Origin of the sequence: Bordetella sputigena (assembly GCF_965137885.1) — a bacterium.
In the GTDB taxonomy this organism is placed as follows: Bacteria; Pseudomonadota; Gammaproteobacteria; order Burkholderiales; family Burkholderiaceae_B; genus Bordetella_C; species Bordetella_C sputigena.
This window is the reverse complement of record NZ_CBCSCA010000003.1, coordinates 268039-292824: the sequence shown is the minus strand read 5'-3', so window position 1 is coordinate 292824 and position 24786 is coordinate 268039. Positions and strand designations below refer to the sequence as shown.

The following is a 24786-nucleotide window of genomic DNA, read 5'->3' as shown; positions in this document are numbered from 1 at the left end:
GGGAGCCCACGCCGGGGTGCGGCTATGGCCGCGCCCCGGCCGGCAAGGCCACGCCCGCCGACAGCAGATAGTCGCGTGTCAGCGGTTCCAGTATGTCGAACAGCATGTCGCGCCAGATACCGGGCGCGATGTTGCCATAGGCGTCCTCGTCGTTGGGATTCAATCCGGCGGCGCGGAGCGCGGCGCGGATTTTTTCCCGCAAGGGCGTGCCGGCTTGTTCGTTTTTGCGGGCTTCGGCCCGCGCATATCGTTCGGGCAGCGCCCGCTTGATCAGCGTGCTCCAGGTGTCGTCGACAACCAGGTTCTTGTAGAAATCCCGATCTTCCGCCTTGCGCACTTCGTCCAGCGCCTGCGCCAGGTCGGCGTCGGTCACGCCGGACAGATTGGAGAACACCATTTCCGCAGGGGCCTTGGACAGCTTCAGCCGTTCGCGCAGGCCGACGATATAGGCCAGGTAGACCTCCACATCGTCGGGATCCTCGCCGGCCGCCGTCTGAATGGCGATCTTGCGGTGGGCGATCTCCTGCAGTTTCTGCTCGCGGAAAAGCTGCAGCATGGCCGCCAAGGCGTCGGCTGTCCGCCCGTCGTAGCGGCCCAGGCGGATGTCGTCTTCCACCCATGACTTGCGCAGTTCGTTCCAGCTGAGCATGACGCGGTCCTCGCATCGTTCGGTGGCGCCATCGCACATGGCCAGGGTGCTGTTCAGCAGCGCTTCGCGCTCGGGCTTGACGAGTTCTTCCAGCCATTCGCAGATATGGGCGTGCGAATCGCCGCCGCCATGCAACGGCGTCCGGCGCAGCTTGTCCAGCAACTGGCGGAATTGCGCGGCGCCGCTGCGATGCGCCGTCGAATTCTCCAGCCTTTCACCCAGGATTTCCCAACGTGCGGCAGCATCCTCGTGGCTTCCGGCCAGCCAGTGCCGCACGGCCTGTGCCACGGTGCGGGAGGCCTCCGCGCGCGGTTCGGGCGCGGCGGAGGGAATGTGGAAGATGGGGCCGTGCTGGCCCGCCGGAAGGGCAGGCAGGTTCGCGGGGTCTATCGGGTTTTCCTCCAGATAGATATCGCAGCGGGTGAGTTCGGTGATGGTGGCCGGCAAATGCGTCAATCGGTTGTGCCCGATCGCCAGCACGGTCATTCCGCGCGGCAGATCGTCGGGCAGCCGCGTCAGGCCCAGTTCGTTCGCATAGAGCTGCCGCAGGCCGCGCGGCAGATTCTCCGGCAGGGCCGTCAGCGCGGTGGCATCCACGTGCAGCGTCGTCAGGGTCTCGGGCAGGGCCGGCAACAGGTCCAGGTTGGGATTGTCGGACAATCCCAGGGTCTTCAGGCGAGGCGGCAATGCGTTGTCGCGGATACGCCAGAAAAGGTTCTGCGACAGTTCCAGCGTTTCCAGGCCGCGTGGCAGGTTATCGGGCAACAGCCGCAGGTGATTCCCGCACAGCTTGAGCACTCGCAAGCCTGCTGGCAATGCCGGCGGCCAGGTGGCCAGGGCGTTGTCCGTCAGGGAAAGATGCGTCAGGGCGTGGGGCAGGTCCGCGGGAATCCGCGTCAACGTGTTGGCCTCGGCTGTCAGGCTCTTGAGCCCGCGCGGCAGCTTGTGCACGGGTATCGTTTCCAGCGCGTTCTCCGATATGTCCAGATCGCGCAGATCGCGCGGCAAATGGTCCAGCACGGTGGCGCTGGTCTGTGCGGCGTTCAGCGATACCAGCGTGGCGGGCAGGCGGCTCCAGTCCGTGATGGGGTTGTTGTCGAGCCGCAGTCCGCGCACATCGGCGGGCAGCGGGGGAATCTCGGTAAGCCGCAGGCCGGACAGGTCCAGGCTTAGCCCGGGGACCCGCGCACCGGGATGGTTGCGCATGGCGCGCAACAGCGTGGTCTTGTCGACGCCGCCGTGGCAGCGGGCGATCCGCAGCTGGGAGCGCAGCTTGTCGGCGGCAGCCTGCCGTGGCGACGGCATGAAAGCAGCCGGGTTTCCGGTGTAGTAGCCCTTGTCGCGGCCCACCCAGCGCGCCAGGGCGTCTTCCTCCACGGCGCTCAAGGGCGGGCCGCCGTTGCGCAGCATGGCCGCGTAAGGGTCGGCGCCCTGGGCCAGGCCGGTCAGGTTGTTGTAGACCGCGGCCAGTTCGTTCACGGCCGCTTCCAGTGTTCCGGCATTCAATGCGGTCAGGTTCAGGTTCCAGCGCGTGCCGCGTACCGGGAATGCCAGGGATGGCCTGGGCCGCGACGGATCCTCGGCGTCGACCAGGACGATGTCCGCCGTCCCGCCCATCAGGTCCTGATGCGCGCACATGGCGCCAAGCAAGGTACGGCCGCGCGGGTCGGACTGGATCCGGTCCAGTAGTGTCCGCACGCCATCGGTGGCGCCCGGCGACGTGTCCGTCATGCGGGAGAGCAGTGTCTGCTTGAAGGCATTCAGCTTCGGCGACCCGGGCGCCATCGGCGGCAAGGCGGCGGGAATGGCAGCCGCCGCCGGCAGCGTACCGGCTGGCGCGCCAGCCGGCTGCTGCCGCCGGGAGGATCCTGCCTGGTCCGGCGGCGCGCCGCCCTCCGGCCTGGTGCGTTTGGGCTGTTCCGGCGAAAGCGCGCCGCCCTGTCCGCCCTTCAGTCCGCCAGGATCGGCGCGCAGCCACAGTGCCTTATCCCTGTCGTAGGCAAGCCGATGGAAAACGATGTCGCGCCGGACACCGCCGGGCGCCACGACACGCCACACGGGCCGCGTCGACGTGGACGCGGGCTCGGGCACGATCTCGACGTAATCCCCGGCGATGCGCGCGTAGGTCTTGCCCGCGGACGAAATGACGCCGTCGGGTTCGACGCGGCACGCGGCCAGCGATCGCAACAGCGCCGGATCGGCGACCCGGTAGCGCCGCAGGGTATCGGCCGGCAGCGAAGGATGCAGCCATCCGTCGCGATCGGCCAGCAGCACCGCGCCGGTCCGTTTGCCCGACGGGTGGGCGCGGGTATAGGCGCGCGCGGCATCGCTGCCGTAGGTCAGCAGCGTCATGACGCCGCCGTCGGGGCCGCGCGCCGCGATCGGGCTGAGCGGCGCGATGTCGTCGGTTGCCGCGCGGGCCGCCTGCGCGTCGGGCAGGCGCCAGCCCGCCTGCGTGGCTTCGTCGCGCGTCCGCGCGGCCTCGCGCCGTAAGGCGTTGGCGATGCGCGGACAACGGTCGCGCAAGGCCGCGGCCATGCCGTCGATATCCAGCGGCCGCAAGCCGCGCGCCATGGCGCCGCTGCCGTGCAGGGATTGCAGCACGGCCTTGATGCCGGCACGCATTTCCTGGCGCGAGAGGGCCGCGGCGCCGGCGCGGGCCAGGCCTTCGGCGGCGAGTTCGCGGCCGATCGCCTGCACGGCCGGGGCAAGGCCGGCGGCGGCGTCGGCCGCCGCGCGGAAGCCGCCGCCTATCATGGGCATCGCAAGGGTGATCATGTCGACCGCGCCGCTCAACGCCGCGGTTTCGTAATCGCCATCGCGGATGGCCAGCATCGCGCGGCGGAAGGGCACGAAGTCGAGCAGGGTATCGATGATGCCCTCTGCCCGCGGCGCGCCGCCTGCCGGCCGCAGGCGGTTGAATCGCGCCAGGACTTCGGGCGTCAGCCAGGCGCGCAGTTCGGCGCGCCCGCCCTGCGCGAAGGGCTGCAGCACGATGCGGCTGCGCCTGGCGCTCGTCCTGGCGCCGGGTGCAGCGTGCTCGCGGGGCACGCCGAATACGATGTCCGGATAGCGCTCGGCCCAGCCGGTCGTCGATTCCAGGTAGGGTATCGGATGGATGCCGCCATCCAGGGTGGACAGGAAATACCGTTGCATGACGCCGTTCGCGCGTATCGTCGCGATATAGCCCGACGCCGCGACTTCCTCCTGCACGCTGGCATCGTTGACGAAGGTATTGTTTATCGTGAACACGACTTCGCGCCGGACGACTTGCAGTCTCGCGGCCTGGATCTCGATGTGGGTGTGCTTGAGATCGCTGCCGACTTTCTCCCCGATCCAGGACAACCATCTGTCGACAAGCGCGACGGTCTTGTCTGTCGCGGCCTGGGCATAGCGGTCGAAGTCGGCCGGGTCGGTCGGACGGCGCAGCGCGGCAAGGTCCTCGGCCGCAAGGGAGACGGCGAACTCATGCTGGAACTCGTTGAACAGGAAGTCCGTGATCTGGCCGGCAAGCTTGTCGTGGGGGCCAGCCGGGGCTGCTTGGGTCTGGCCCTGGCTTCCGGCCTGGGCCCCGGGGCTGGCCGGGGGCTGTGGCGTCCCGGATGCCGATGTCAGCGTGGCGAGCAATCGCAGGCGCGCCGCGGGGTCGCCGTGCAGGGCGTGATCCGCGATGAGCTGCGTGCCCAGTTCGGTCAGCTCGGCAACGGTGTACTTGTTCCGCTTCCATCCCAGTTGCCTGCCGACTTCGGCACCGACCTTGTATGCCAGCTTCTGCCGCCCGCGCGCCGCCACCATGGCCGGTGGCAAGGGATGCGGGGGTGGCAAAGGGGGAAGCGGCTGAAGCGGCGGAAGCCGCGGCATCTGCTGAAGGGACTGAATAGGCGGCAAGGGCGCCAGCGGTGGTTTGGCCGGCATTGACGTCGGCGATATGGCCGCCGGGTCCGGCGCGATGGCCGCGGCCGCGCTGCTATCGCTTGCGCCGGTGGCGGCGCGCGCGAACCTGGCCGCCATGCCGCAAGCGATGGCCGGACCATGGCCATCGTGGCCATCGCCATGGTCACGAGCTGGCGCGTCGCTGGCGCCTGGCTGTATGGGGGTGGACCGGATTGCGAAGACGGGCAGGCTGCCGACAGACATAGAGCTCTCTCCACGCTTGCGTGGCGGCCGGGTCGTATGGCAATCGGGGTGGCCGCGCGATGTGCGGTAGTACCCAATGCCGGGAAAAACGTTCAATCGATATCCAAGCCGCCATGGCCGGTCAGCCTAGACGCCCAGATAGCGCTCTAGCAGCCGCGGCTGCGCGGCCAGCGCGGCGCTGGCATCCTGGTGCGCCAGCATGCCTTTTTCCATGACCACGCAGCGGTCGGTGTGCGCCAGGACCGCGCGGTAGTTGCGATCGACGATCAGCGTGGATATGCCCGTGCGCCGTATGCCGGCGATGACACGCCAGAGCTCGGCGACGATGAGCGGCGCCAGCCCCTCGGTGGCTTCGTCAAGAATGAGCAGTTCGGGATTGGTCATCAGGGCGCGGCCGATCGCCAGCATCTGCTGCTCGCCGCCGGACAACTGCTGGCCGCCATGGCGTTCGCGCTCGCGCAGGCGGGGAAAGGTCGCCATGATGCGGCCATAGTCCCAGTCGCGGCGGCCCGACAGGCCGGCACGCGCGGCCACCAGCAGGTTTTCGCGCACGGACAGGTTGGGGAAGATGCCGCGCCCTTCCGGTACGTAGGCGATGCCCAGCCGCGCACGCGCATGCGGCGGCATCCGCGTGCCGTCCTTGCGGCCGATGCGCACATGGCCGGCGCTGCATCCCAGGTGGCCTGTCAGCACGCGTATGAACGTGGTCTTGCCCATGCCGTTGCGGCCCAGCAGGCCGACAGCCTCGCCTTGGCCGATGCGCAGGTCGACACCGCGCAACACGTGGCTGGCGCCGTAGTGCGCATGCACGCCATGCGCCTCTATCCACGCCTGGTTCGTCATGCAAGCGCTCCCGGTTCAGGTCCGTCGTCCCCGGCCACGCCCAGATAGGCCGCCTGTACCGCTTCGTCGGCGCGGATGGCGCCCGGGTCGCCGCTGGCGATCACGCTGCCGTTCACCATGACGGTAATGGTATCGGCGACACGGAACACCGCGTCCATGTCGTGTTCCACCAGCAGGATGGCGTGTTCGGATTTCAGCGCCTGCAGCAATTCGAGCATGCGCCCGGTTTCCTCGGGGCCCATGCCTGCCAGTGGTTCATCGAGCAATAACACCGAGGGCCGTATCGCCAGGCACATGGCGATCTCCAGCTGGCGCTTGCGGCCATGCGGCAGCGTGCCGGCCAGGCGGTGGCCGTCGTCCGAGAGGCCGGTGCGCGCCAGCGCATCGTCGGCCAGCGCCCGGGTCGGGGCGCAGGCGCCGGCGTGCCGCCACCATTGCCAGAAGCGCTGGCGGGCCGCCTGCGCCGCCAGCCGGCAGTTTTCGTGCACGCTCAGGGACGGGAACAGGGTGGACCGCTGATAGCTGCGGCCCAATCCCGCGCGCGCGCGGCGCGGCTGCGGCCATGCGCTGATGTCGCGGCCATCCAGTTCCACGGTGCCGGCATTGGCCGGCAAGTCGCCGGACAACAGATTGATCAGGGTGGATTTGCCGGCGCCATTGGTGCCGATGACGGCATGGATGCTGCCGCGGCGCAGGTCCAGCGATACATCGTTGACCGCGGTCAGGCCGCCGAAGCGGCGGCTGATGTTGCGCGCCCGCATCAGCGTCTCAGGCATGAGGTTCTCCGCGAGGTTCCAGGGCGGCCGCGGCCGATCGCGCCGTTGGGCTCCTGCCTGTCGCCTCGGTTTGCGGCGGCGTGTCGCCGCGCGGGCGCGCGCGCCCGCCGGCTGCTCCGTCCGCCAGGCCGGCGAGTCCGCGCGGCAGCAATGCGACCAGCAGTATCACCGCGATGCCCATGGGCAGATGCCAGTGCCGCGCGTAGTCGCCGAAGACGGCTTCGGATTGGAACAGTTCCTGCATCAGCACCAGCGCGGCCGCGCCGGCCACGGCGCCGCCGGGACGTGCCATGCCGCCCAGGATCACCATCAGCAAGACCGCGCCGGATTGTTCCCAGGCGAATAGTTCCGGCGTGACGAAGCCGTCCTTCAAGGCGAACAGGAAACCCGCCAGTCCCGCCAGTCCGCCGCCCAGCGTATACGCCACCAGCTTGTACGGGAAAGTCGAATAGCCCGCCGCCCGCATGCGCTGTTCGTTGATGCGTATGCCGGCCAGCGCGGCGCCGAACGGCGAACGGCGCAGCCGGACCAGCAGCGCCCACACCGCCGCCAGGCACGCGGCGACGAAAAGATGAAACACCGTCGCGTCGGCCAGGTCGAAGAGCATCCAGCCGCCCAGCCGCGGCTCGGGCCGGAAATACAGGTAGGCGCCGTCGCTGCCGCCGCCCAGCTTGGTGTCATGGAAGACGTAGTACGCCATCTGCGCGAAGGCCAGTGTCACCATGATGAAGTACACGCCGCGCGTGCGCAGCGCCAGCGCGCCCGTCGCCATGGCATAGAGGGCGCCGCCGCCGACGGCGGCCGCCAGCAGGGGCAGCAGCGGGCCGGCGGCGGACGCGGGCGACAGCAGCGCGGCCGCATAGGCGCCGATGCCGAAGGGCGCCGCGTGGCCCAGGCTGACCAGTCCCGCTTCGCCCACCAGCAGTTGCAGGCTCAAGGCGAAGACGGCGTAGATCATGATGCGCGCGCCCAGGCCCGTGTAGTAGTCGCCCGTTATCCAGGGCAGCAGGGCCAGCGCCAGCAGGGCGGCGATGGCGGCCACGCTTGCAGCCGATATCTTCATCGGTTCGCACCCGCTGTATTCATCCACTTTTTTCTCATCCCAGGCCGTCCTCAGCCTTGCTTGAACAGGCCTTCCGGCCGGCATAGCAGGACCAGCGCCATCAGCACATACACCAGCACGCCCGCCACCGCCGGAAAGAACACTTGACCGAAGGTATCGACGAATCCCACCAGCATCGCCGCCACGAAGGCGCCGCGGATGGAGCCGATGCCGCCGATGACCACGACCACGAAGCAGGCGATCAGCACGCCGTTGCCCATGCCGGGATAGACGGACGACACCGGCGCGGCGATCGCGCCCGCCAGCGCCGCCAACGCTACGCCGGCCGCGAACACCAGCCGGTACAGCCGGTTGATGTCCACGCCCAGCGACGCGATCATCTCGCGATTGCTGGCGCCGGCGCGCACCATCATGCCGATGCGGGTGCGCGTGATGACCAGGTAAAGCAGCAGCGCCACCGCGGCGCCCACCGCCGAGACGAACAGGCGGTAGATGGGGTAGGTCATGACGCCGCCCAGCGGAATGCTGCCTTGCAGCCATGCGGGCATGGGCACGCCGTGCACGTCGTTGCCCACCAGAATCGCGCGCGCTTCCTCGAATACCAGGATCAGGCCATAGGTCATCAATACCTGCTGCAGATGGTCGCGGCGATACAGGAAGCTGAAGAAGGCCTGCTCCAGCAGATAGCCCAGTGCCGCGGCCAGGGCCACGCAGGCAACGATGGTCAGGGGCAGGCCGCCGCCCGTCGTCCTTTCTATCCACGGCCCCAGCGCGAAGGCCATATAGGCCCCCGCCATATAGAAGCTGCCATGCGCCAGATTGATGATGCCCATGATGCCGAAGATCAGCGTCAATCCGCTGGCGACCAGGAACAGCAGCAGCCCGTACTGCACGGCATTCAGGCACTGGATCAGGAAAACGGTGGCGTCCATCGGCGACTGCCTATAAGCGGCAGCCGCGCGCCGGGTCGGCGAGTTTCCTGACCGCCACCTTGACGACCTTGTTCTCCAGCCCGTCCACCTGGCGCAGGTAGATGTCCTGCACCGGGTTGCCGGCGGGCGACAGGGTGAAGGCGCCACGCGGGCTGTCGATGGTGGCGGCCCGCATCGCCTTGCGCATATCGGCCTTTTTGGACAGGTCGCCCTGTACCGCCTGCAGGCCGGCGGCCAGCAGCTGCGCGGCGTCGTAGCCCTGCACCGCATACACGTCCGGCGCGACACCCGGGTAGGCTTGGGCGTAGGCGGCGCGGAAAGCCTTGTCGCGCGGCGTATCCAGGCCGTCGGCATAATGCAGCGTGGTCAGCAGCCCCTGGGCCGACTGGCCCTGCGCCTGCAGCGTGCCGTCGGTCAGGAAGCCGGAACCATACAGCGGAATGGTTTTGTTCAATCCCGCCGCGGCATAGTCCTGCACGAATTTCACGGCGCCGCCGCCGGCGAAGAAGGTGAACACCACGTCGGGTTTGAGCGCGGCGATCTCCGTCAGCAGGGGCTGGAACTCGACATTGGGAAAGGGCAGGCTCAAATCCTTGATGACCTTGCCGCCCGATTTCTCGAAGCCTTCGCGAAAGCCGGCCACTGCTTCGTCGCCGGCCGCGTATTTCCAGGTGATGGTCACCGCGGTCTTGTAGCCTTTTTCCGCGGCCACCGGACCCATGGCATAGGCGGGTTGCCAGTTGCTGAACGAGGTGCGGAACACGCCCATGCCGCACATGGGGCCGGTGATGGCGTCGGCGCCGGCGTTGGTCACCAGCAGCGTGGTGTCGGATTCCTTGGCCGCCTTGGTCAGTGCCATCGCCACGCCGGAATGCACGGTGCCCACCAGGATGTCGACCTGGTCGCGCTTGATCAGCCGGTTGGCGTTTTCCGGCGCCTTGGCCGGATTCGATTCGTCGTCGACCTTGTAGTACGCGACTGCGCGGCCGGCCAGCTTGCCGCCCTGTTCGTTCACGTACAGCTTGAAGCCGTTTTCGATGGCCGTCCCCAGCGCCGCATAGGTGCCGCTGTACGGCAGCATGAAGCCCACCTTCACGGGGCCTTGCTGCGCGCTGGCGAGGCCCGCCGACATGGCCAGTGCCGCCGCCATTGCGGCCTTGGTGATGCGCGTGTTCATCGTGTGTCTCCTGGTGGCTGTTTTATGCCTGTCGTTTGTTTTTTATGTTTGCTGTTATGTCGCATCCGGTGCCGGGCCGCCTGCCGCGGCCGGCGCGGGTCGTGCCACCTCGCCGAGAAAGCCGCGGATGGCCTCGATCACCGCCGCGGGCTGATCGCGGTGCGGCGAATGCCCGCAGTCCGGCAAGACCTGCATGGCTGCCCGCGGTGCGCGGTCGACGATGCTCTGGATCTGCGCCAGGCTGCCGTATTCGTCGTCGACGCCCTGCAGCGCCAGCAACGGGCAGCGTATGTCGCCCAGCAGCGCTTCGATGTTCCACTCGCGGAAGGCCGGTGTCAGCCAGATGTCATTCCAGCCCCAGAACGCGGAATCGACGTCGTCGTGGTACCTGGCCAGCCGGTCGCGCAAGTCGCCTTGCCGATATGCCAGGCGCGCCGCGTCGATGTTGCGCACCGTGACGTCTTCCACGAAGACGTGCGGCGCGGCGACGATCACACCGCCGCAGGCGTCGGGATTCAGGGCGGCATACAGTAGCGCGATGGACGCGCCGTCGCTGTGTCCGTAAAGCATGGGCGGGTCCGTGCGTACATCGACGTCCAGGGCCCGCAGCAGCGCGGGCAGCACATCGGCGGCCTGATGGTGCATGAAGCTGGCGGGCCACTTTTCCGCATGCGGGCGCGGCGTGGACCGGCCATAGCCGGGCCGCGAGTAGACCAGGCCGCGGCAGCCCGCCGCGTCGCAGGCGCGCGCCGGCCAGTCCTTCCACATCGCCAGGGACCCCAGTCCTTCGTGCAGGAATACCAGCAGGGGCGCGTCGCGGCGTTCCGGCGCGATCCATTGGTACTCCACGCGCACGTCGCGGCCGGCGGTGCGTATGGACACCAGGGAAGACGCACGTTCGCCGGGCGCTGCTTTGTTCTCCCCCTTCATACCCGTTCTTCCAGCTGCCGCAGCCGGAAGCGCTGGATCTTGCCGGTGGCCGTCTTCGGCAGTTCTTCCGTGAAGTGGATCTGCCGCGGGTATTTGAACGGCGCCAGATGCTGCTTGACGTAGGCCTGCAGCGCGGCCCCGGTATCCGGATTCGGCGCATGGCCCGGCCGCAGCACTACGAAGGCCTTGGTCTTCACCAGCCCCTGCTCGTCGGCCACGCCGATGACGGCGGCCTCCAGGACAGCCTCGTGCTGGACCAGTACGTTCTCGACCTCGACCGGCGACACGTATTGTCCGCTGACCTTGATCATGTCGTCGCTGCGGCCCGCATAGGTGTAATAGCCGTCAGCATCGCATACATACTTGTCGCCGCTCTTCAGCCAATCGCCCAGAAAGCACTGGCGGGTCTTCTCGCGATTGTTCCAATACATCAGCGCGGCGCTGGGACCTTTGATGTACAGGTCGCCGATCGCGCCTGTCGGCACCGGCAGGCCCTGATCATCGCGCAGCTGCACCTCGTAGCCCGCCACCGGCATGCCCGTCGTGCCATAGCGGATGCGGCCCGCCTGGTTGCTGATGAAGATGTGCAGCATCTCCGTGGAGCCGATACCGTCCAGGATGTCGCAGCCGAAGTGCCGGCGGAACCGTTCGCCGATGTCGCGCGGCAAGGCTTCGCCGGCGGACGTACAGACGCGCAGCGCGACGTGGTCGCGCGCGGGCAGCTCGGGCGCGGCCAGCATCGCCGCATATAGCGTGGGCACACCGTAGAACACCGTGGGCCGGTGCCGCGTCAAGCGCTGGAAAACCGCTTGCGGCGTCGGGCGTTCCGCCATTAGCACCACGGTGGCGCCCACCGAAAGGGGAAACGTCAGGCCGTTGCCCAGGCCGTAGGCGAAGAACAGCTTGGCCGCGGAAAACACCACATCGTCTTCGCGTATGCCCAGCACTGGCTTGGCATACAGTTCCGCCGTATGCCACAGATTGCCATGCGTGTGCACCACGCCCTTGGGTTTGCCGGTGGATCCCGACGAATACAGCCAGAAGGCCATCTCGTCGGCCAGCGTGCGGATGGCCGGTATGGCCGGGGCGCTGGACAGCGCATGCTCCAGTTCAATCACGCCGTCTTCAACCCCACCCACGGGACGGGATACGACGATGTGCTCGACTTCCGTGTCGGCCAGCGCCGTGGCCTGACGCAGCACCGGCAGCAGCGCCGCCGACACGATGGCGGCGCGCGCCCGGCTATGCGACAGGATATAGGCGTAGTCCTCCGCGGTCAGCAGCGTGTTCACCGCCACCGGCACGATGCCCGCATGCAGGGCGCCCAGAAAGGCCACCGGCCAATCCGCGGTGTCGTGCATCAACAGCAGCATGCGTTCTTCGCGGCGCAATCCCAGTTGCTTCAGCACGCCGCCGAAGCGCACCACGCGGTCCGCCAGCTCGCCGTAGCGCAAGGTGCGAAAGTCGTCGATATAGGCCACCTTGTCCGCCCGCTCCGCGTTCAAGGCGGCGAGGTGCTGGGCGAAGTTCAATTCCTGCGGACAGCTTTCCACGGTTGTCTCCTGGTCTTATCCCGGCCGGCGCCGGCGGCATGGGCCGGCGCTTCGTATCGCCGGTCGCGCGTGGCGCGCGCCGGCCGATCGGGCGGAACGCAGCGCGGGCCGCCCATCGCGGGCCGGCGCGTCCTCTAGAATCACAGGCCGGCCGCACTGGGCGGGCCGCACCTGCGTTCATGTTTCAGGAAAAATAGTGCTCTAATCGATCAGCGTCAAGCACTATAATGCATAAAACATCGTCTCCTAGGGTAATCTCGGAGCAAGGAGATTCATGACTCAAGCACTGGACAAGGCGATCCCGGATCCCGGCCGCGAGCCTTTCCTGATGGCGCTCGGCGAGCGTGTGCGCCGCCTGCGCGCCATCCGCGGCATGACGCGCAAGGCGCTGGCGCAAGCCACCGGCGTATCGGAGCGTCATCTGGCCAACCTGGAGCATGGCGTCGGCAATGCATCCATCCTGGTGCTGCTGCAGATCGCCAAGGCCTTCAATTGCGCCCTGGCGGAGCTGGTCGGGGACGTCACCACCGAATCGCCCGAATGGCTGTTGATCCGCGAGCTGCTCAGCGGCCGTAGCGAAGGGGATTTGCAGCGCGCGCGGGTATCCCTGGCCCAGCTGTTCGGCGTGGGCGGGGGGCCGCGGCCGAACCGCTTCCAGCGCATCGCCCTGATCGGCCTGCGCGGCGCGGGCAAGTCCACGCTGGGCCAGATGCTGGCGGATGACCTGGGTTACCCCTTTGTCGAACTCAACGTGGAAATCGAACGGGTGGCCGGCTGCGGCATCCTCGAAATCCACAATCTGTATGGCCCGAATGCCTACCGCCGCTATGAGCGGCGCGCGCTGGAAGAAGCCGTGCAGCTCTATCCGGAAATGGTCCTGGCGACCCCCGGCGGCCTGGTGTCGGAGGCCGCGACCTTCAATCTGCTGCTGGGGCATTGCTACACGGTATGGCTGCGCGCCACGCCGGAAGAACATATGGGCCGCGTGATGGCGCAGGGCGATTTCCGGCCCATGTCCGGCAATAACGAAGCCATGGCGGATCTGAAGCGCATCCTGGCGGGGCGCGAGGCCTTCTATGCCAAGGCCGACCTGACGTGGAACACCAGCCATATGGACATCGGCGAATGCTTCGCCGGTTTGCGCGCGCAGGTCCGCAAGGCGGGCGGATTGCCGCTTTGAATCGCCGCCGCGGTGGGGCCTGGGCCCCGCGATCTGCGGCATGGCGTTCTCGTCCACCGCAGGGCAACTGACACGCACTTTGTTGCATGAGCGTCTTGACGCATGCACTTTACTGCACTATTCTGCATCCAAATAAAGGACATGCAGTATGTTGCATGCGAACGGTGCAGGAGACCCTCATGACGAACGCCGTACCCCCGGTCGATTTCCGGACCGACCCCAGCCGCTACCGCCATTGGCGCCTGACCACCGAAGGCCCCATCGCCACCCTGGCGATGGACGTGGCCGAGGACGGCGGCCTGCGCCCCGGCTACAAGCTCAAACTGAATTCCTACGACCTGGGCGTCGACATCGAACTGCACGATGCCCTGCAGCGCATCCGCTTCGAGCATCCCGAAGTGCGCACCGTGGTCGTCACCAGCCTGAAAGATCGCGTGTTCTGTTCGGGCGCCAACATCTTCATGCTGGGCCTGTCGTCCCACGCCTGGAAGGTGAACTTCTGCAAGTTCACCAATGAAACCCGCAACGGCATGGAAGACGCCAGCCGGCATAGCGGCTTGAAATTCATTGCCGCCGTCAACGGCGCCTGCGCGGGCGGCGGCTACGAGCTGGCCCTGGCCTGCGACGAAATCCTGCTGGTGGACGATCGTTCGTCCGCCGTGGCGCTGCCCGAAGTGCCGCTGCTGGGCGTGTTGCCCGGCACGGGCGGCCTGACTCGCGTGATCGACAAGCGCAAGGTGCGGCACGATCATGCCGACATTTTCTGCACCCTGGTGGAAGGCGTGCGCGGCGAGCGGGCCAAGGCCTGGCGGCTCGTCGACGACGTCATCAAGCCGCAACAGTTCGCCGCCGCGGTTCGCGAGCGCGCGTTGGCCTTGGCCGAAGGCAGCAGCCGTCCGGCGCAAGGGCAGGGCGTGGCCTTGACGCCGCTGGAACGCCGCGATACGGCCGATGGCCTGTCCTACCGCTATGTCGACGTGGCCATCGATCGCGAGCGCCGCCTGGCCAGCTGGACGGTGCGCGCGCCGGACGGCGACGTGCCCGGCAACCTGGACGCCATCCTGGCGCAAGGCGCCGATTGGTGGCCGCTACGGATGGCGCGCGAACTGGACGATGCCATCCTGTGGATGCGCGCGAACGAACTGGACATCGGCACCTGGGTGCTGCGCACGCAAGGCGACGCGCGCGCCGTACTGGCCGCCGATGCCGCGCTGCAGGAACACGCGGGGCATTGGTTCGTCAATGAAACCGCGGGCATGCTGCGGCGTACGCTCGCACGGCTGGATGTGACGTCGCGCACCCTGTTCGCTTTCGTCGAACCGGGTTCCTGCTTCGCCGGCACGCTGCTGGAACTGGCCCTGGCGGCCGACCGCATTTATATGCTGGATGACGAGGACGCCGCGGCGCCGACGCGCCTCGTGGTCGGCGAACGCAACTTCGGCGCCTATCCCATGGTCAGCGGCGAGAGCCGGCTGCAGCGGCGTTTCCACGGCGAAACCGCGCCGCTGGAGGCGGTGCGTGCCCATGCCGGACAGGAACTGGCCGCGCCGCAAGCGCTGGATCTGGGCCTGGTCACGTTTACGCCGGACGCCATCGACTGGGACGACGAAGTACGCCTGGCCCTGGAAGAACGCAGCGCGCTGTCGCCCGACGCCTTGACGGGCATGGAGGCCAATCTGCGCTTCGGCCCGCACGAAACCATGGAGACCCGCATCTTCGGCCGGCTGACCGCCTGGCAGAACTGGATCTTCAACCGGCCCAACGCCGCGGGGGAGAAGGGCGCCCTGAAGCTGTATGGCAAGGGTGAGCAAGCGGCTTTCGACTGGAACCGCGTCTAGGAGCATCGACATGTCAGGCGTGAACTACTCCGACCGTATCCCCAATAACGTCAATCTTTCCAGCGACCGCGCCCTGCAGCGCGCGCTGGAACACTGGCAGCCCAATTACCTGCAATGGTGGCGCGACATGGGCCCCGACGGGTCGCATAACCATGACGTGTACCTGCGCACGGCGGTCAGCGTCGAACCCGACGGCTGGGCGCATTTCGATCACGTCAGGATGCCCGACTACCGCTGGGGCATCTTCCTGGCGCCGCAGGACGGCCAGCGCAAGATCCACTTCGGCGAAAACCTGGGCCGCGACGTGTGGCAGGACGTGCCCGGCGAACATCGGGCCAACCTGCGCCGCATCATTGTCACGCAGGGCGACACCGAGCCCGCGTCCATCGAGCAGCAGCGCCATCTGGGCCTGACCGCGCCTTCCCAATACGACCTGCGCAACCTGTTCCAGATCAATGTGGAAGAAGGCCGCCATCTGTGGGCGATGGTGTACCTGCTGCACCGCTACTTCGGCCGCGACGGCCGCGAGGAGGCCGACGCGCTGCTGCAGCGCACGTCCGGCGACGCCGATAACCCGCGCATCCTGGGTGCCTTCAACGAGAGGACGCCGGACTGGCTGTCCTTCTACATGTTCACCTACTTCACCGACCGCGACGGCAAGTTCCAGCTGTGCGCGCTCGCCGAATCGGGCTTCGACCCGCTCGCGCGCACGACGAAATTCATGCTGACGGAAGAAGCGCACCACATGTTCGTCGGTGAGTCCGGCGTATCGCGCATCATCCAGCGCACCTGCGACGTCATGAACCAGCTGAAGACCGACGACCCCGCGGCGGTGCGCGCGGCCGGCGTCATCGACCTGCCCACCATCCAGCGCTATCTGAACTTCCACTACAGCGTCACCATCGACTTGTTCGGCGCCGACCAGTCGTCCAATGCCGCGATTTTCTACAGCGCCGGCCTGAAGGGCCGCTACGAGGAAGGCAAGCGCAAGGACGACCATCAGCTCAAGAACGATACCTACCGCATCCTGTCGCTGGAAGGCGGCAAGCTGGGCGAAGTGGAAGTGCCCATGCTGAACGCCCTGAACGAAGTGCTGCGCGATGACTTCATCCGCGATTCCATGGCCGGGGTGGGACGGTGGAACAAAGTCATCGAGAAGAGCGGCTTGCCGTTCCGCCTGAGCGTGCCGCACAAGGCCTTCAACCGGCAGATCGGCACGCTGGCGGGCGTCAACGTGACGCCGGAAGGGCAGGTGGTGGACGATGCGCAGTGGCGCGCCGGCCTGCCGCGCTGGCTGCCCACCGACGATGACCGCGCCTTCGTCGCTTCGCTGATGGGGCGGGTGACCGAGCCGGGCAAGTTCGCCAACTGGATCGCGCCGCCGGTCATGGGCGTCAACCGCCAGCCGGTGGATTTCGAGTACGTACGTTTCAATTGATCCGCCCGCCGGCCGTCCCCAGGGTGTCACGATGAACGCGCCATTGCCCGCCAGCTTGCTGAAGCAGCACCTGATCGATCCGGAGATCTGCATCCGCTGCAATACCTGCGAGGAAACCTGTCCCATCGATGCGATCACGCACGACGGCAATAACTATGTCGTGAACCCGGATGTGTGCAACGGCTGCATGGCCTGCGTGCCGCCGTGTCCCACCGGATCGATCGACAACTGGCGCGTGATCCCCCGCGCGCAGGCATACAGCGTGGAGGCGCAGTTCGGCTGGGACGCCCTGCCGCCGCAGGAGCCGGTGGAGGCGCTGGTGGCGCAGGCGACCGTCGAGGCGGCGGCCGCGCATGGACGCGGCGGCGCCGGATCGCTGTCCCCGCAAACGGGCGCGGCGGACTCGCGGACGGTCCGCTCCGGCGGCGGCGCGGATCTGGACGCCGTGGATTCCGCCATCACTGGCGCTGAACCGGCGGACGCCGCCGCGGCCGCCGCCCCGGCCATCGCCGTCAACCGCGGCGCCACCGTCCCGCCCTGGTCCGCCGCCCACCCCTACGTCAACCTCTACACCCACAAGGAGCCCGTCATCGCCACCGTCGTCGGCAACTACCGCGTCACCGACGACGACGCCGACTGCGACGTGCGCCACATCGTCCTCGATTTCGGCGAAGCGCCATTCCCCGTCCTGGAAGGCCAGTCCATCGGCATCCTGCCGCCCGGCGTGGACGCCCGCGGCCGTCCGCACCACGCCCGCCAGTACTCCGTCGCCAGCCCGCGCGACGGCGAGCGTCCCGGCTACAACAATCTCTCCCTGACCGTAAAGCGCGTCGCCGCCGGCCAGGACGGCAACAGCCACGATGGCCTGTGCTCCAACTACCTCTGCGACCTGGCCAAGCACGAGACCGTGCGCGTCATCGGCCCCTTCGGCAACACCTTCCTGATGCCCGGCCGCGCCGGCGCCAACCTGCTGATGATCTGCACCGGCACCGGCTCCGCCCCCATGCGCGCCATGACCGAACGCTGCCGGCGCCGCATGGCCGGCGGCGAGAACGGCAAACTGATGCTGTTCTTCGGCGCCCGCACGCGCCGCGAGCTGCCTTATTTCGGCCCGCTGATGAAGCTGCCCGCGGACTTCATCGACATCAACCTGGCCCTGTCGCGCGAGCCGGACCAGCCCAAGCGCTACGTGCAGGACCTGATCGTGGAGCGCGCGGCCGACGTGCTGGCGCTCCTGAACGACGACAAGACCTGCGTCTACGTCTGCGGCCTGAAGGGCATGGAGACCGGCGTGCTGGACGCCCTGGAGCATGCCGCCGTGCAAGCCGGGCAGGATTGGTCTATCCTGCACCAGGCCTTGTGCCGCCAAGGCAGGCTGCATTTCGAGACGTACTGACCGCGACCGGACTTTCCCGCCCAGGCGCCGCATGGCGCGCGGCACGGCGCAAGTCCCGGCCGGTCGCCATGGGGAAGCCGTTAGATGAAGTTCGCCGAATTCAAACAGGGCATGGTCATACACGCCGGTCCGATCACGGTCACCGAAGCCGAGATCCTTGACTTCGCCCGCAAATACGACCCGCAGTGGTTCCACACCGACGTCAAGCGCGCCAACGAAGGTCGCTGGGGCGGGCTGATCGCCAGTGGCTGGCATACCTGCGCCATGGCCATGCGCATGGCCGTCGATGCCGCCTTGTATGACTCCGAATCTTTCGGCTCCCCGGGCTTGGGCGAAGTCCGCTGGCGCGTGCCGGTGCGTCCGGGCGACCGGCTGCGGCTGGAGGCGCGCGTGCATGGCGTTCGCACTTCTTCCTCGCGCAGCGACCTGGGCATCATTAACTGGGCCTGGATCGTCTACAACCAGCATGATGAAGCGGTGCTGGAGCTGGATGCGACCAGCCTGTTCGAGCTGGGCGAGGACGCGTCTGCTTGAGCATGACGCGCGCAACGCGCATAGGCATGGCCGCGTGTCCCGGCTTCGCGGCGCTCTTGCTGGGATACACGACACCTGCCTCGGGCGCGCCTTCCGCTTCCACTACGCTGGTCGTGTCCACCGCGTCGCCGGCCACCGTGGAAAACTACACCTTGCGCCAAGCCGTCATGGCTTGGGACATGCTATCCAAGGTCGACGTGCTATGCCCCGATGGCGACCGCGACGGGGAAGCCCGCCGCCTCGACGAGCTGGAGGTCGTCGCGACGCGGCGCCTGAAGCTATCCGCGAAGGGGGTCTTGGATAAGCTCCGCGAAGAAGTGCCCCCTGTCCTGATGACTCCCGAACAGGCTGTGCGCGTCGTTGCCAATGCTGGCGGCTGCAAGACCGACGCGCTTAGGGAATGGCGCGGACGTGCCGCCTTCGTTGCCGACACCTCGACCCAGGTGCTGGCCGGGCAAGCCCGGGCCGACCGTCAATGGCCCCGCGACACGGCGCTGGAGCAGCCGCTGCGTATCACGGTACTGGGCCAGCGTGAGGATGCTGTTTATGGCAACGCGGTATGGCTGCGCGTGGAAAACCTCGGCTCGATGCCTGTGCGCTTCTCCTTGTTAGGGCAGCAAACTTTCGTCGGCCTCTGCACGCGTCTGACCATCACCGGTGCCGCGGCTGCACAAGGCTATGCGCCGGGCGAATGGTCGGTGCTGTCCGGTCGCGTCAGCACATCTGTCATCATCACGAGCGACACCTCGTGCGCCCGCCAGCGCAGGGTGAATGTCGGGGGCGCGATTGTCGTGGACAACGGCAAAGGGCCGCGCTATTGGCGATTCCTGCTTCGCGGCGTAGGCGCGATGCCAGCACGCGCACAGCCTTGATCAGCGCGTAAAGCAAAACAGAAACTGGCATTTCTGCCAGTTCGTATTACATCGGCCTCTCCATAGAATGATCTCCAAGACAGGCGGTCCGCGCCGCTTGGCCACAGCCCCGGGGGTAAGTCTCCGGATTCAGGCGTACAGCTGTCAGGAGATAAGAAATGGCCGATTCGATTATGCCGCCCTCTGGGTCGCCCATGGGCATACGCGCGAAGATGCACTTCGTCTTTACCTATGACCCGCCGTCCCCCACGGACCCCAAAGATATACCGGTCACATTCAAAAGCAGCGACGGCAACGTCGAATTCGACGAAGTCATGCCCATAACCACGGACAGCGTGACTGGCATGGCCTCCGCCACGTTGACGTACACCGCCCAAACCGACGGAGTCTCCGTGCCTCTGGAAGTAGTGAATCCCGGAACAGGGGCTCCGTACATCACTGCGACCTACACGACGTCGTTCGTCAATATAGGGAAGCTGGTGGTCAGCCCCGACGCCGTTCCGGTGGCACCAGATTCTGCCGGTCTAGGGGAAGCCGCCTATACGCTGACTGTGACCGCGCAGCCCACTGGGCGCGGCAACACGCTGTTGAAAAACTACCCGGTCGGCATCGAGGTCGTGGGCAACGTCCATGTGTACCGAAAGAGCGGCACCACGCTCATCGAGGTCGTAGTCTCTCCGGATGGCCTCTATTGGTTCAACCTCGGCCCGCTCGGGGAGGCGGTCGAGATCAAGATGTCGGCGTTATACGAGGGCATATACACTTGCGCCATCAAATACGGCTCCAACTTCAGTGCTGATAATGATCACGTCATTTTCCTGCCGGAGTTGGTGGGCGGGGGAGAGCCTCAATTCGATCTTTGGTCGCCCATCAACCTGGACGCGTTTTCAGGTCCGCAGATCAGTACCACCATTGTGGGCAGTCTCAACGATGAAAACACCAGGAAAAGCTGGCCCACTGTCGCCCTGGTGAATGGCAAGGTGGCCAGCGCGGTGGATTCATACGAAGCGCTGGCTCAGGGTTTCAACATCCAAAAGCAGGCGTTTGTACAGGCATCCGACTACGTCATCAACTGGATGGCGACCCAGCCCGGGGGCGCGCTTGAGACCATCCAGTCCGGCACAGTTTCTGCCGAGGTAAAAGGCGACACATGGCTGCATCCGCCGCTCGACGGAAAGCTTGCCCGGCCCTTTACGATAGGTCTATCGACCATCAATACCGGCGTGCTCCTGAAGGGCGATATTTCGGTGTACGTCCCCGACCTGAAGCTCAACGACGAAATTACGCTCGTAGTTTTCCTCAACGCATGGGACCCGCTCAATCCGGGAGCCGCAAAAGCCGCCAGTCTGACCTATCCGTATAAGGCGACGCAGGACGGTACGAATACGGTGCCGGTATCCGCGCACGATCTCGGGGGATATGCGCCCAATGGCCTCGAACCGGGCACTTTCGAAGCCTACTACTACAAGGGGCAGGCCGATCCACCGACCGACGACACGCAGTATTCCGCCCCCCTCAGCCCCGCCCTAAAGTTGGCCACGGGCTAACTAGGGGATAGTGGATCGGCGGCGCGCTGCGCTGAGCGGCGCGTACCCGCATACGTCATCCGCGGCATCGCGGTTGATCAGCCGTGTGGGTGAAAACCGAGGAGTGCGAACATGCGAAATGATTGGTCCGTGGTAGCAAGCGTCGTTTGCACGGCGCTCCTGGCGCTAATGCCGTTGCGAGTATCCGCGGCGCAGGGTTTTCATCCACTGAGCGCCGCGGACGATGCCGCGATTCGCGCGGATGCCGATAGCACACCGGCCACTGGTCTGCCCGTGGCTTGCAATTCGAATTCCGAAGCAGCTGTGCGCGCCATGCTGAGGATGTGGGGACGTGATCCCAAGAATGCTCCGGGCGCTTATCGCGTCCTCGAAAAACTCAAGGCCAACAACTGGAAGTTCCGGGACATGACGTCGGCAGGCAAGCCTGGCCGATATGGTATGACGCACGCACCGGACGATTATGCCGTTGTCCACATTGCTTCCAGCAATCTGACATTCACGAATGTGACCGCGCTGTCCTTCAGCTCCATGTTCGTAACCGATACGGATCAGGACAAGTTCGAAATCCAGACTGCCAACGTATATACGAAGAATATCGCGGGTTTGTCGGAGACGCTGATCGCTTCCGGCACCAATTCTTCCGACGACAACATGCGCAATATGCCGGTCGTAGCGCAGTCGCTCGCCGCGAATGGCAACAATAATCCGAACAAGGCCGACGTTATCGCCTACACCCAGTTCGTCGGCGAGGCGGGGGGCATACCGTTCTGTTGGAATGTGCGCATGGATCGCGATGCCGCCACCGGGCCGATGAGCGTCCTGGTCCAGGACCCTACGCCCGCCAATGGACATCCGCCGCCGACCGACGGCAAGCCGGACAGGACGCTGATTTGCCTGAATCGCGCCGTGACCGATACGAAGGGTGGCCCGTTTTGCGATTACGGACCGTCGCAGCCCGGCGTGGAGAGTGACGAGCTGGATCTTGTCTTCCCCTTCTCGGGTGAGATTACAACGGTGAACCCCATCTATACGATGACCAGTACGGACGGGCGAACAATTCCCGCCATCCCGGACGGCAAGGACAAGAAACCCGGGATTCTCAAGATCAAGCTGGTCAAGATGGAGGGTGGCGCATGCGATGCGAGCATCGACATCCCGGAATGGAAGGGGTTCTATGTCGCCAATAACAGGCTCTCGTGGCAATTTTCCAATCCGTCCAACCGGCAAAACTCGTCCCAGTATCTCGATGCGGGAAAGATATCGACGTGCACGGACCTGAGTGTCGACGATGTCCAGGACTGGTACATGATCGCCATGTTCTTCGACCAGAAGGACGGTGCTCCCCATAACCCCATTCCGATCGGACTCGGTTCGCTGAAGAGTTTCGACGGCTACGACGTCAATAAGCAGGTGCTACCCGTGGGTTTTCAGTGGGGCTGCATCATAGAAGGCACCCTCGTTACGCTGGCGGACGGCCGGACCGTGCCCATCGAGATGCTGAAACAGGGAGACCTTCTGTTGGGGCCATCGGGAAAGAGCGTGCGGCTGAGCGCGATCAGCCCGGGCCGCGACAAGAAATTCATCAAACTGGTGGATGCGGCCGGGGAGTCGGTCGTGGTCACGCTGGACCACCCCGTCTTGACCAAGAACGGCATGCGCAGGGCAAGGGATCTGCAGGCGGGGGATACCGTGTACGGACGCAGTGGTCCATCCGTTCTGCGCCAGGTGGTCGCCGACAACCGCGATACGCCGGCGCGTGTGTACAGCCTGCATCTGGCCGCCGCTGACGGCAACCGGATCGCGGATACCAATGACCGGGCCTTTTATGCAGGAGGCATGCTGGTCGGGGATTATGCCGCCCAAGGCGCCGTCATGCGGCAGGCCGCCAACGACAGGATGCATGGCAAGAACTAGGCGCGCATGGCGGCACGACGCGCCGGTGAACACCGCATATCAAGTTTGAAGTCTTTCAAGACGGAATGAATCATGGCTTATGCGATAAACCTGAAGACGGCCACCTACGATCGCAAGGGTATCGTCAGCGCGACCTGGGATTTGCTGACCTTGGCGGGGAACGTCGGCTTCTGGGTGCGCATCGATTGGCCGAACGGATACAACAGCTATTACGTGCGTGATCCAGCCGCCATTTCGGTGTCGCTGCCGATGCAATTGGATCGAGCGTACAAGTACACCGTCACCTTGTTCGGCCTGGTGGACGACGACGACATAAACCAGAACGTGTATTCCGCCACGGTAAACATTTTCGGCTGGCCGCCCACGTAGGCGGGCCTGGGCGCAATAGCCGCGCGATGGCCGTCATGCGCGACACGCGGGACGGTGCGGTACGACCCCTTTACAAGGTGACCTTCATGGACGTCCAGTTCAATAATCCAGGCCCCGATACCCAGCTGATTGTAGGCACCGTCAATACCCTGAGGGTGCTGGTAAGCGGGATCACGGGAACTTCCGTTTCATGGTCGGTGATTCCGGTAGCTTCGCTGTCCGGTGCGAAGTCCGGAACGGCGAACGTCGAGGGCGGGCAGGCCACTTTCAGTTTCGGGATCAAAAGCAGGCCCGGTACCGACAGCAATTTTATGGTCCTGGTCTCCGTGTGGGATACCGATGCGCCGGATGCCGGGCATTGCACGGCCTTGTATCGCTGCGCCAGGCCGCGCATGCAATACAGCCTCAGCAGAACATATGGCGAGACAGCGGACCCCCAGGTGTCGCCGTTCGATCCCAACAACCCGGATCCGGATCAGGTCATGATGCTGACGCTCTGGCTCAGCGATGCCGACGAAGGGACACCTCTGAATAACAGCAAAGTGACATGGAAAGGCCAGCCCGCCAATCCCAGCTACGCGCTGACCGCGGATAACAAGGATCCGCAACTGGATCCCAACGACGTGACCGGCAATACCTTCCTTACCTATACGGATACCGAGGGCCGCACTGCCTTGAAGTTCGCGAACACCGCCCCATCGATCATCGTCATGAGCTGCACCTGGGGCGGCGTAACGACTCGCCCATTCCCCATGCCGTTCTCCGCCCTGGGCACGCCGTGGCTGGACTCGGGTGTGCAGGTCCCCCAGATGACCGATCCTGTAAACCTCGATGACTATGACGACACCGGCGTGCCTATTACCATCAATGCGGATCCAAATGTCATATGGATGACGAATGGCGCCAGGATCTACGTAGGTTTCTGGCTGAATGATCTCATGACGGCGGCCTATCAGCTGAAGGTCGGCGATACGGTGAAGGTCCCGAAACCGTACTTCATGTCGCTGAATGCCACCGAGAAAACCCCCAATGTCGTCGCCTATACCGTGGTGCCCGCTGTCAGCGGCAACGGTCTCGATTCAAATTATCTTCCGGTCAACGTGCTGGGCGCCGTGACGCCTGCCGCGCCTCAACGGCCCAGCCCGGCACTGAAAGGCCTGGCACCCTATCTGGCGGGGAACGCCAAGACTGCGGACAAGACGACCATAGCGGGCGGCCTCCAGGTATTCGTGCCACAGACCTATACCGCTTTCCAAGGTGGCGACACGGTGATCATGAGCCTGTTCCTGAACGGCCTTTTCCCTCAAACCGGCAATCCCAGGAGCGTCACGCTTTCCAGCCCGGAATTCGCCATTCCGATCGACCAAATGTGGGGCGGGTTCTCTTTCGTATTCTCCGAGAATCAATTGATGGAGTTCGACGGGGCGGATGCCACGCTGACGGCCCAATACGAAGTCCGCCGTAGCGGTGTATCGCTCTATTCCGATACCTTGACCGTGCCGCTTGCGACGTTCTCGACATCTTGATTGCCGAAACGTAGCCGTTTTGGGTGCGGGCACATCAGAATTTTCTTATTCAACGTCGAGAGGATGGTCTCTAACCTCGTGCGCTTTACGATATTTCATTCAAGGAAATTCC

General features: G+C 65.7%; 18 protein-coding genes. 10 read left to right on the top strand and 8 right to left on the bottom strand.

The features are described from left to right. Positions 1–22 precede the first annotated feature (22 nt). From ACNA0R_RS07230 to ACNA0R_RS07195, 8 genes are all read right to left on the bottom strand, one after another. A complete protein-coding gene (locus ACNA0R_RS07230; protein WP_415825273.1) occupies positions 23–4474 on the bottom strand; it encodes an NEL-type E3 ubiquitin ligase domain-containing protein in 4452 nt (1483 codons plus the stop codon). A gap of 438 nt (positions 4475–4912) precedes the next feature. Further along, complete coding sequence (locus ACNA0R_RS07225; RefSeq protein ID WP_415825272.1) at positions 4913–5629, bottom strand: ABC transporter ATP-binding protein; 717 nt, start codon at positions 5627–5629, stop codon at positions 4913–4915. After that, positions 5626–6405, bottom strand: coding sequence for an ABC transporter ATP-binding protein (locus ACNA0R_RS07220; protein WP_415825271.1), 780 nt, complete (start codon positions 6403–6405; stop codon positions 5626–5628). The genes ACNA0R_RS07225 and ACNA0R_RS07220 overlap by 4 nt, the downstream gene beginning before the upstream one ends. Further along, entirely contained in the window at positions 6398–7468 is a 1071-nt protein-coding gene (locus ACNA0R_RS07215; RefSeq protein WP_415825555.1) for a branched-chain amino acid ABC transporter permease, read from the bottom strand. Before ACNA0R_RS07215 ends, ACNA0R_RS07220 begins: the two co-directional genes overlap by 8 nt. 50 nt (positions 7469–7518) lie before the next feature. Further along, positions 7519–8400: a branched-chain amino acid ABC transporter permease gene (locus ACNA0R_RS07210; protein WP_415825270.1), complete on the bottom strand. Its 882-nt coding sequence runs from the start codon at positions 8398–8400 to the stop codon at positions 7519–7521. Between the two features lie 10 nt (positions 8401–8410). Continuing rightward, on the bottom strand, positions 8411–9577 hold the full coding sequence (locus tag ACNA0R_RS07205; RefSeq protein WP_415825268.1) for an ABC transporter substrate-binding protein: 1167 nt from the start codon (positions 9575–9577) through the stop codon (positions 8411–8413). Positions 9578–9631: 54 nt separating this feature from the next. Beyond that, positions 9632–10507 (bottom strand): alpha/beta fold hydrolase, encoded by an 876-nt coding sequence (locus ACNA0R_RS07200; protein ID WP_415825267.1) that lies wholly within the window; start codon positions 10505–10507, stop codon positions 9632–9634. Next, the gene (locus tag ACNA0R_RS07195) at positions 10504–12060 is read right to left on the bottom strand and encodes a benzoate-CoA ligase family protein (RefSeq protein WP_415825266.1); all 1557 of its coding nucleotides are present in this window, start codon (positions 12058–12060) and stop codon (positions 10504–10506) included. The genes ACNA0R_RS07200 and ACNA0R_RS07195 overlap by 4 nt, the downstream gene beginning before the upstream one ends. A gap of 274 nt (positions 12061–12334) precedes the next feature. On the opposite strand from ACNA0R_RS07195, the gene ACNA0R_RS07190 reads away from it, so the two are divergent. The 10 genes from ACNA0R_RS07190 to ACNA0R_RS07145 all read left to right on the top strand — a co-directional run bounded on the left by ACNA0R_RS07190 (position 12335) and on the right by ACNA0R_RS07145 (position 24674). Beyond that, on the top strand, positions 12335–13240 hold the full coding sequence (locus ACNA0R_RS07190) for a helix-turn-helix transcriptional regulator (protein ID WP_415825265.1): 906 nt from the start codon (positions 12335–12337) through the stop codon (positions 13238–13240). Between the two features lie 179 nt (positions 13241–13419). Beyond that, positions 13420–15078: a 2,3-epoxybenzoyl-CoA dihydrolase gene (gene boxC, locus ACNA0R_RS07185; RefSeq protein WP_415825263.1), complete on the top strand. Its 1659-nt coding sequence runs from the start codon at positions 13420–13422 to the stop codon at positions 15076–15078. Between the two features lie 10 nt (positions 15079–15088). After that, positions 15089–16516: a benzoyl-CoA 2,3-epoxidase subunit BoxB gene (boxB, locus tag ACNA0R_RS07180; RefSeq protein WP_415825262.1), complete on the top strand. Its 1428-nt coding sequence runs from the start codon at positions 15089–15091 to the stop codon at positions 16514–16516. A gap of 31 nt (positions 16517–16547) precedes the next feature. Then, positions 16548–17912, top strand: a complete 1365-nt coding sequence (gene boxA / locus ACNA0R_RS07175) for a benzoyl-CoA 2,3-epoxidase subunit BoxA (protein ID WP_415825261.1) — start codon at positions 16548–16550, stop codon at positions 17910–17912. 84 nt (positions 17913–17996) lie between these two features. Next, positions 17997–18446 (top strand): MaoC family dehydratase, encoded by a 450-nt coding sequence (locus tag ACNA0R_RS07170; protein WP_415825260.1) that lies wholly within the window; start codon positions 17997–17999, stop codon positions 18444–18446. After that, positions 18443–19318, top strand: coding sequence for a hypothetical protein (locus ACNA0R_RS07165; protein ID WP_415825259.1), 876 nt, complete (start codon positions 18443–18445; stop codon positions 19316–19318). Before ACNA0R_RS07170 ends, ACNA0R_RS07165 begins: the two co-directional genes overlap by 4 nt. 158 nt (positions 19319–19476) lie before the next feature. Continuing rightward, positions 19477–20865: a hypothetical protein gene (locus ACNA0R_RS07160; protein ID WP_415825258.1), complete on the top strand. Its 1389-nt coding sequence runs from the start codon at positions 19477–19479 to the stop codon at positions 20863–20865. Between the two features lie 111 nt (positions 20866–20976). Next, positions 20977–22779 carry a Hint domain-containing protein gene (locus tag ACNA0R_RS07155; protein WP_415825257.1) on the top strand — a complete coding sequence of 601 codons (1803 nt, stop codon included), beginning with the start codon at positions 20977–20979 and terminating at the stop codon, positions 22777–22779. 72 nt (positions 22780–22851) lie between these two features. Beyond that, the gene (locus ACNA0R_RS07150; protein ID WP_415825256.1) at positions 22852–23148 is read left to right on the top strand and encodes a hypothetical protein; all 297 of its coding nucleotides are present in this window, start codon (positions 22852–22854) and stop codon (positions 23146–23148) included. An 86-nt stretch (positions 23149–23234) separates the two neighbouring features. After that, complete coding sequence (locus ACNA0R_RS07145) at positions 23235–24674, top strand: hypothetical protein (RefSeq protein ID WP_415825255.1); 1440 nt, start codon at positions 23235–23237, stop codon at positions 24672–24674. Positions 24675–24786 lie beyond the last annotated feature (112 nt).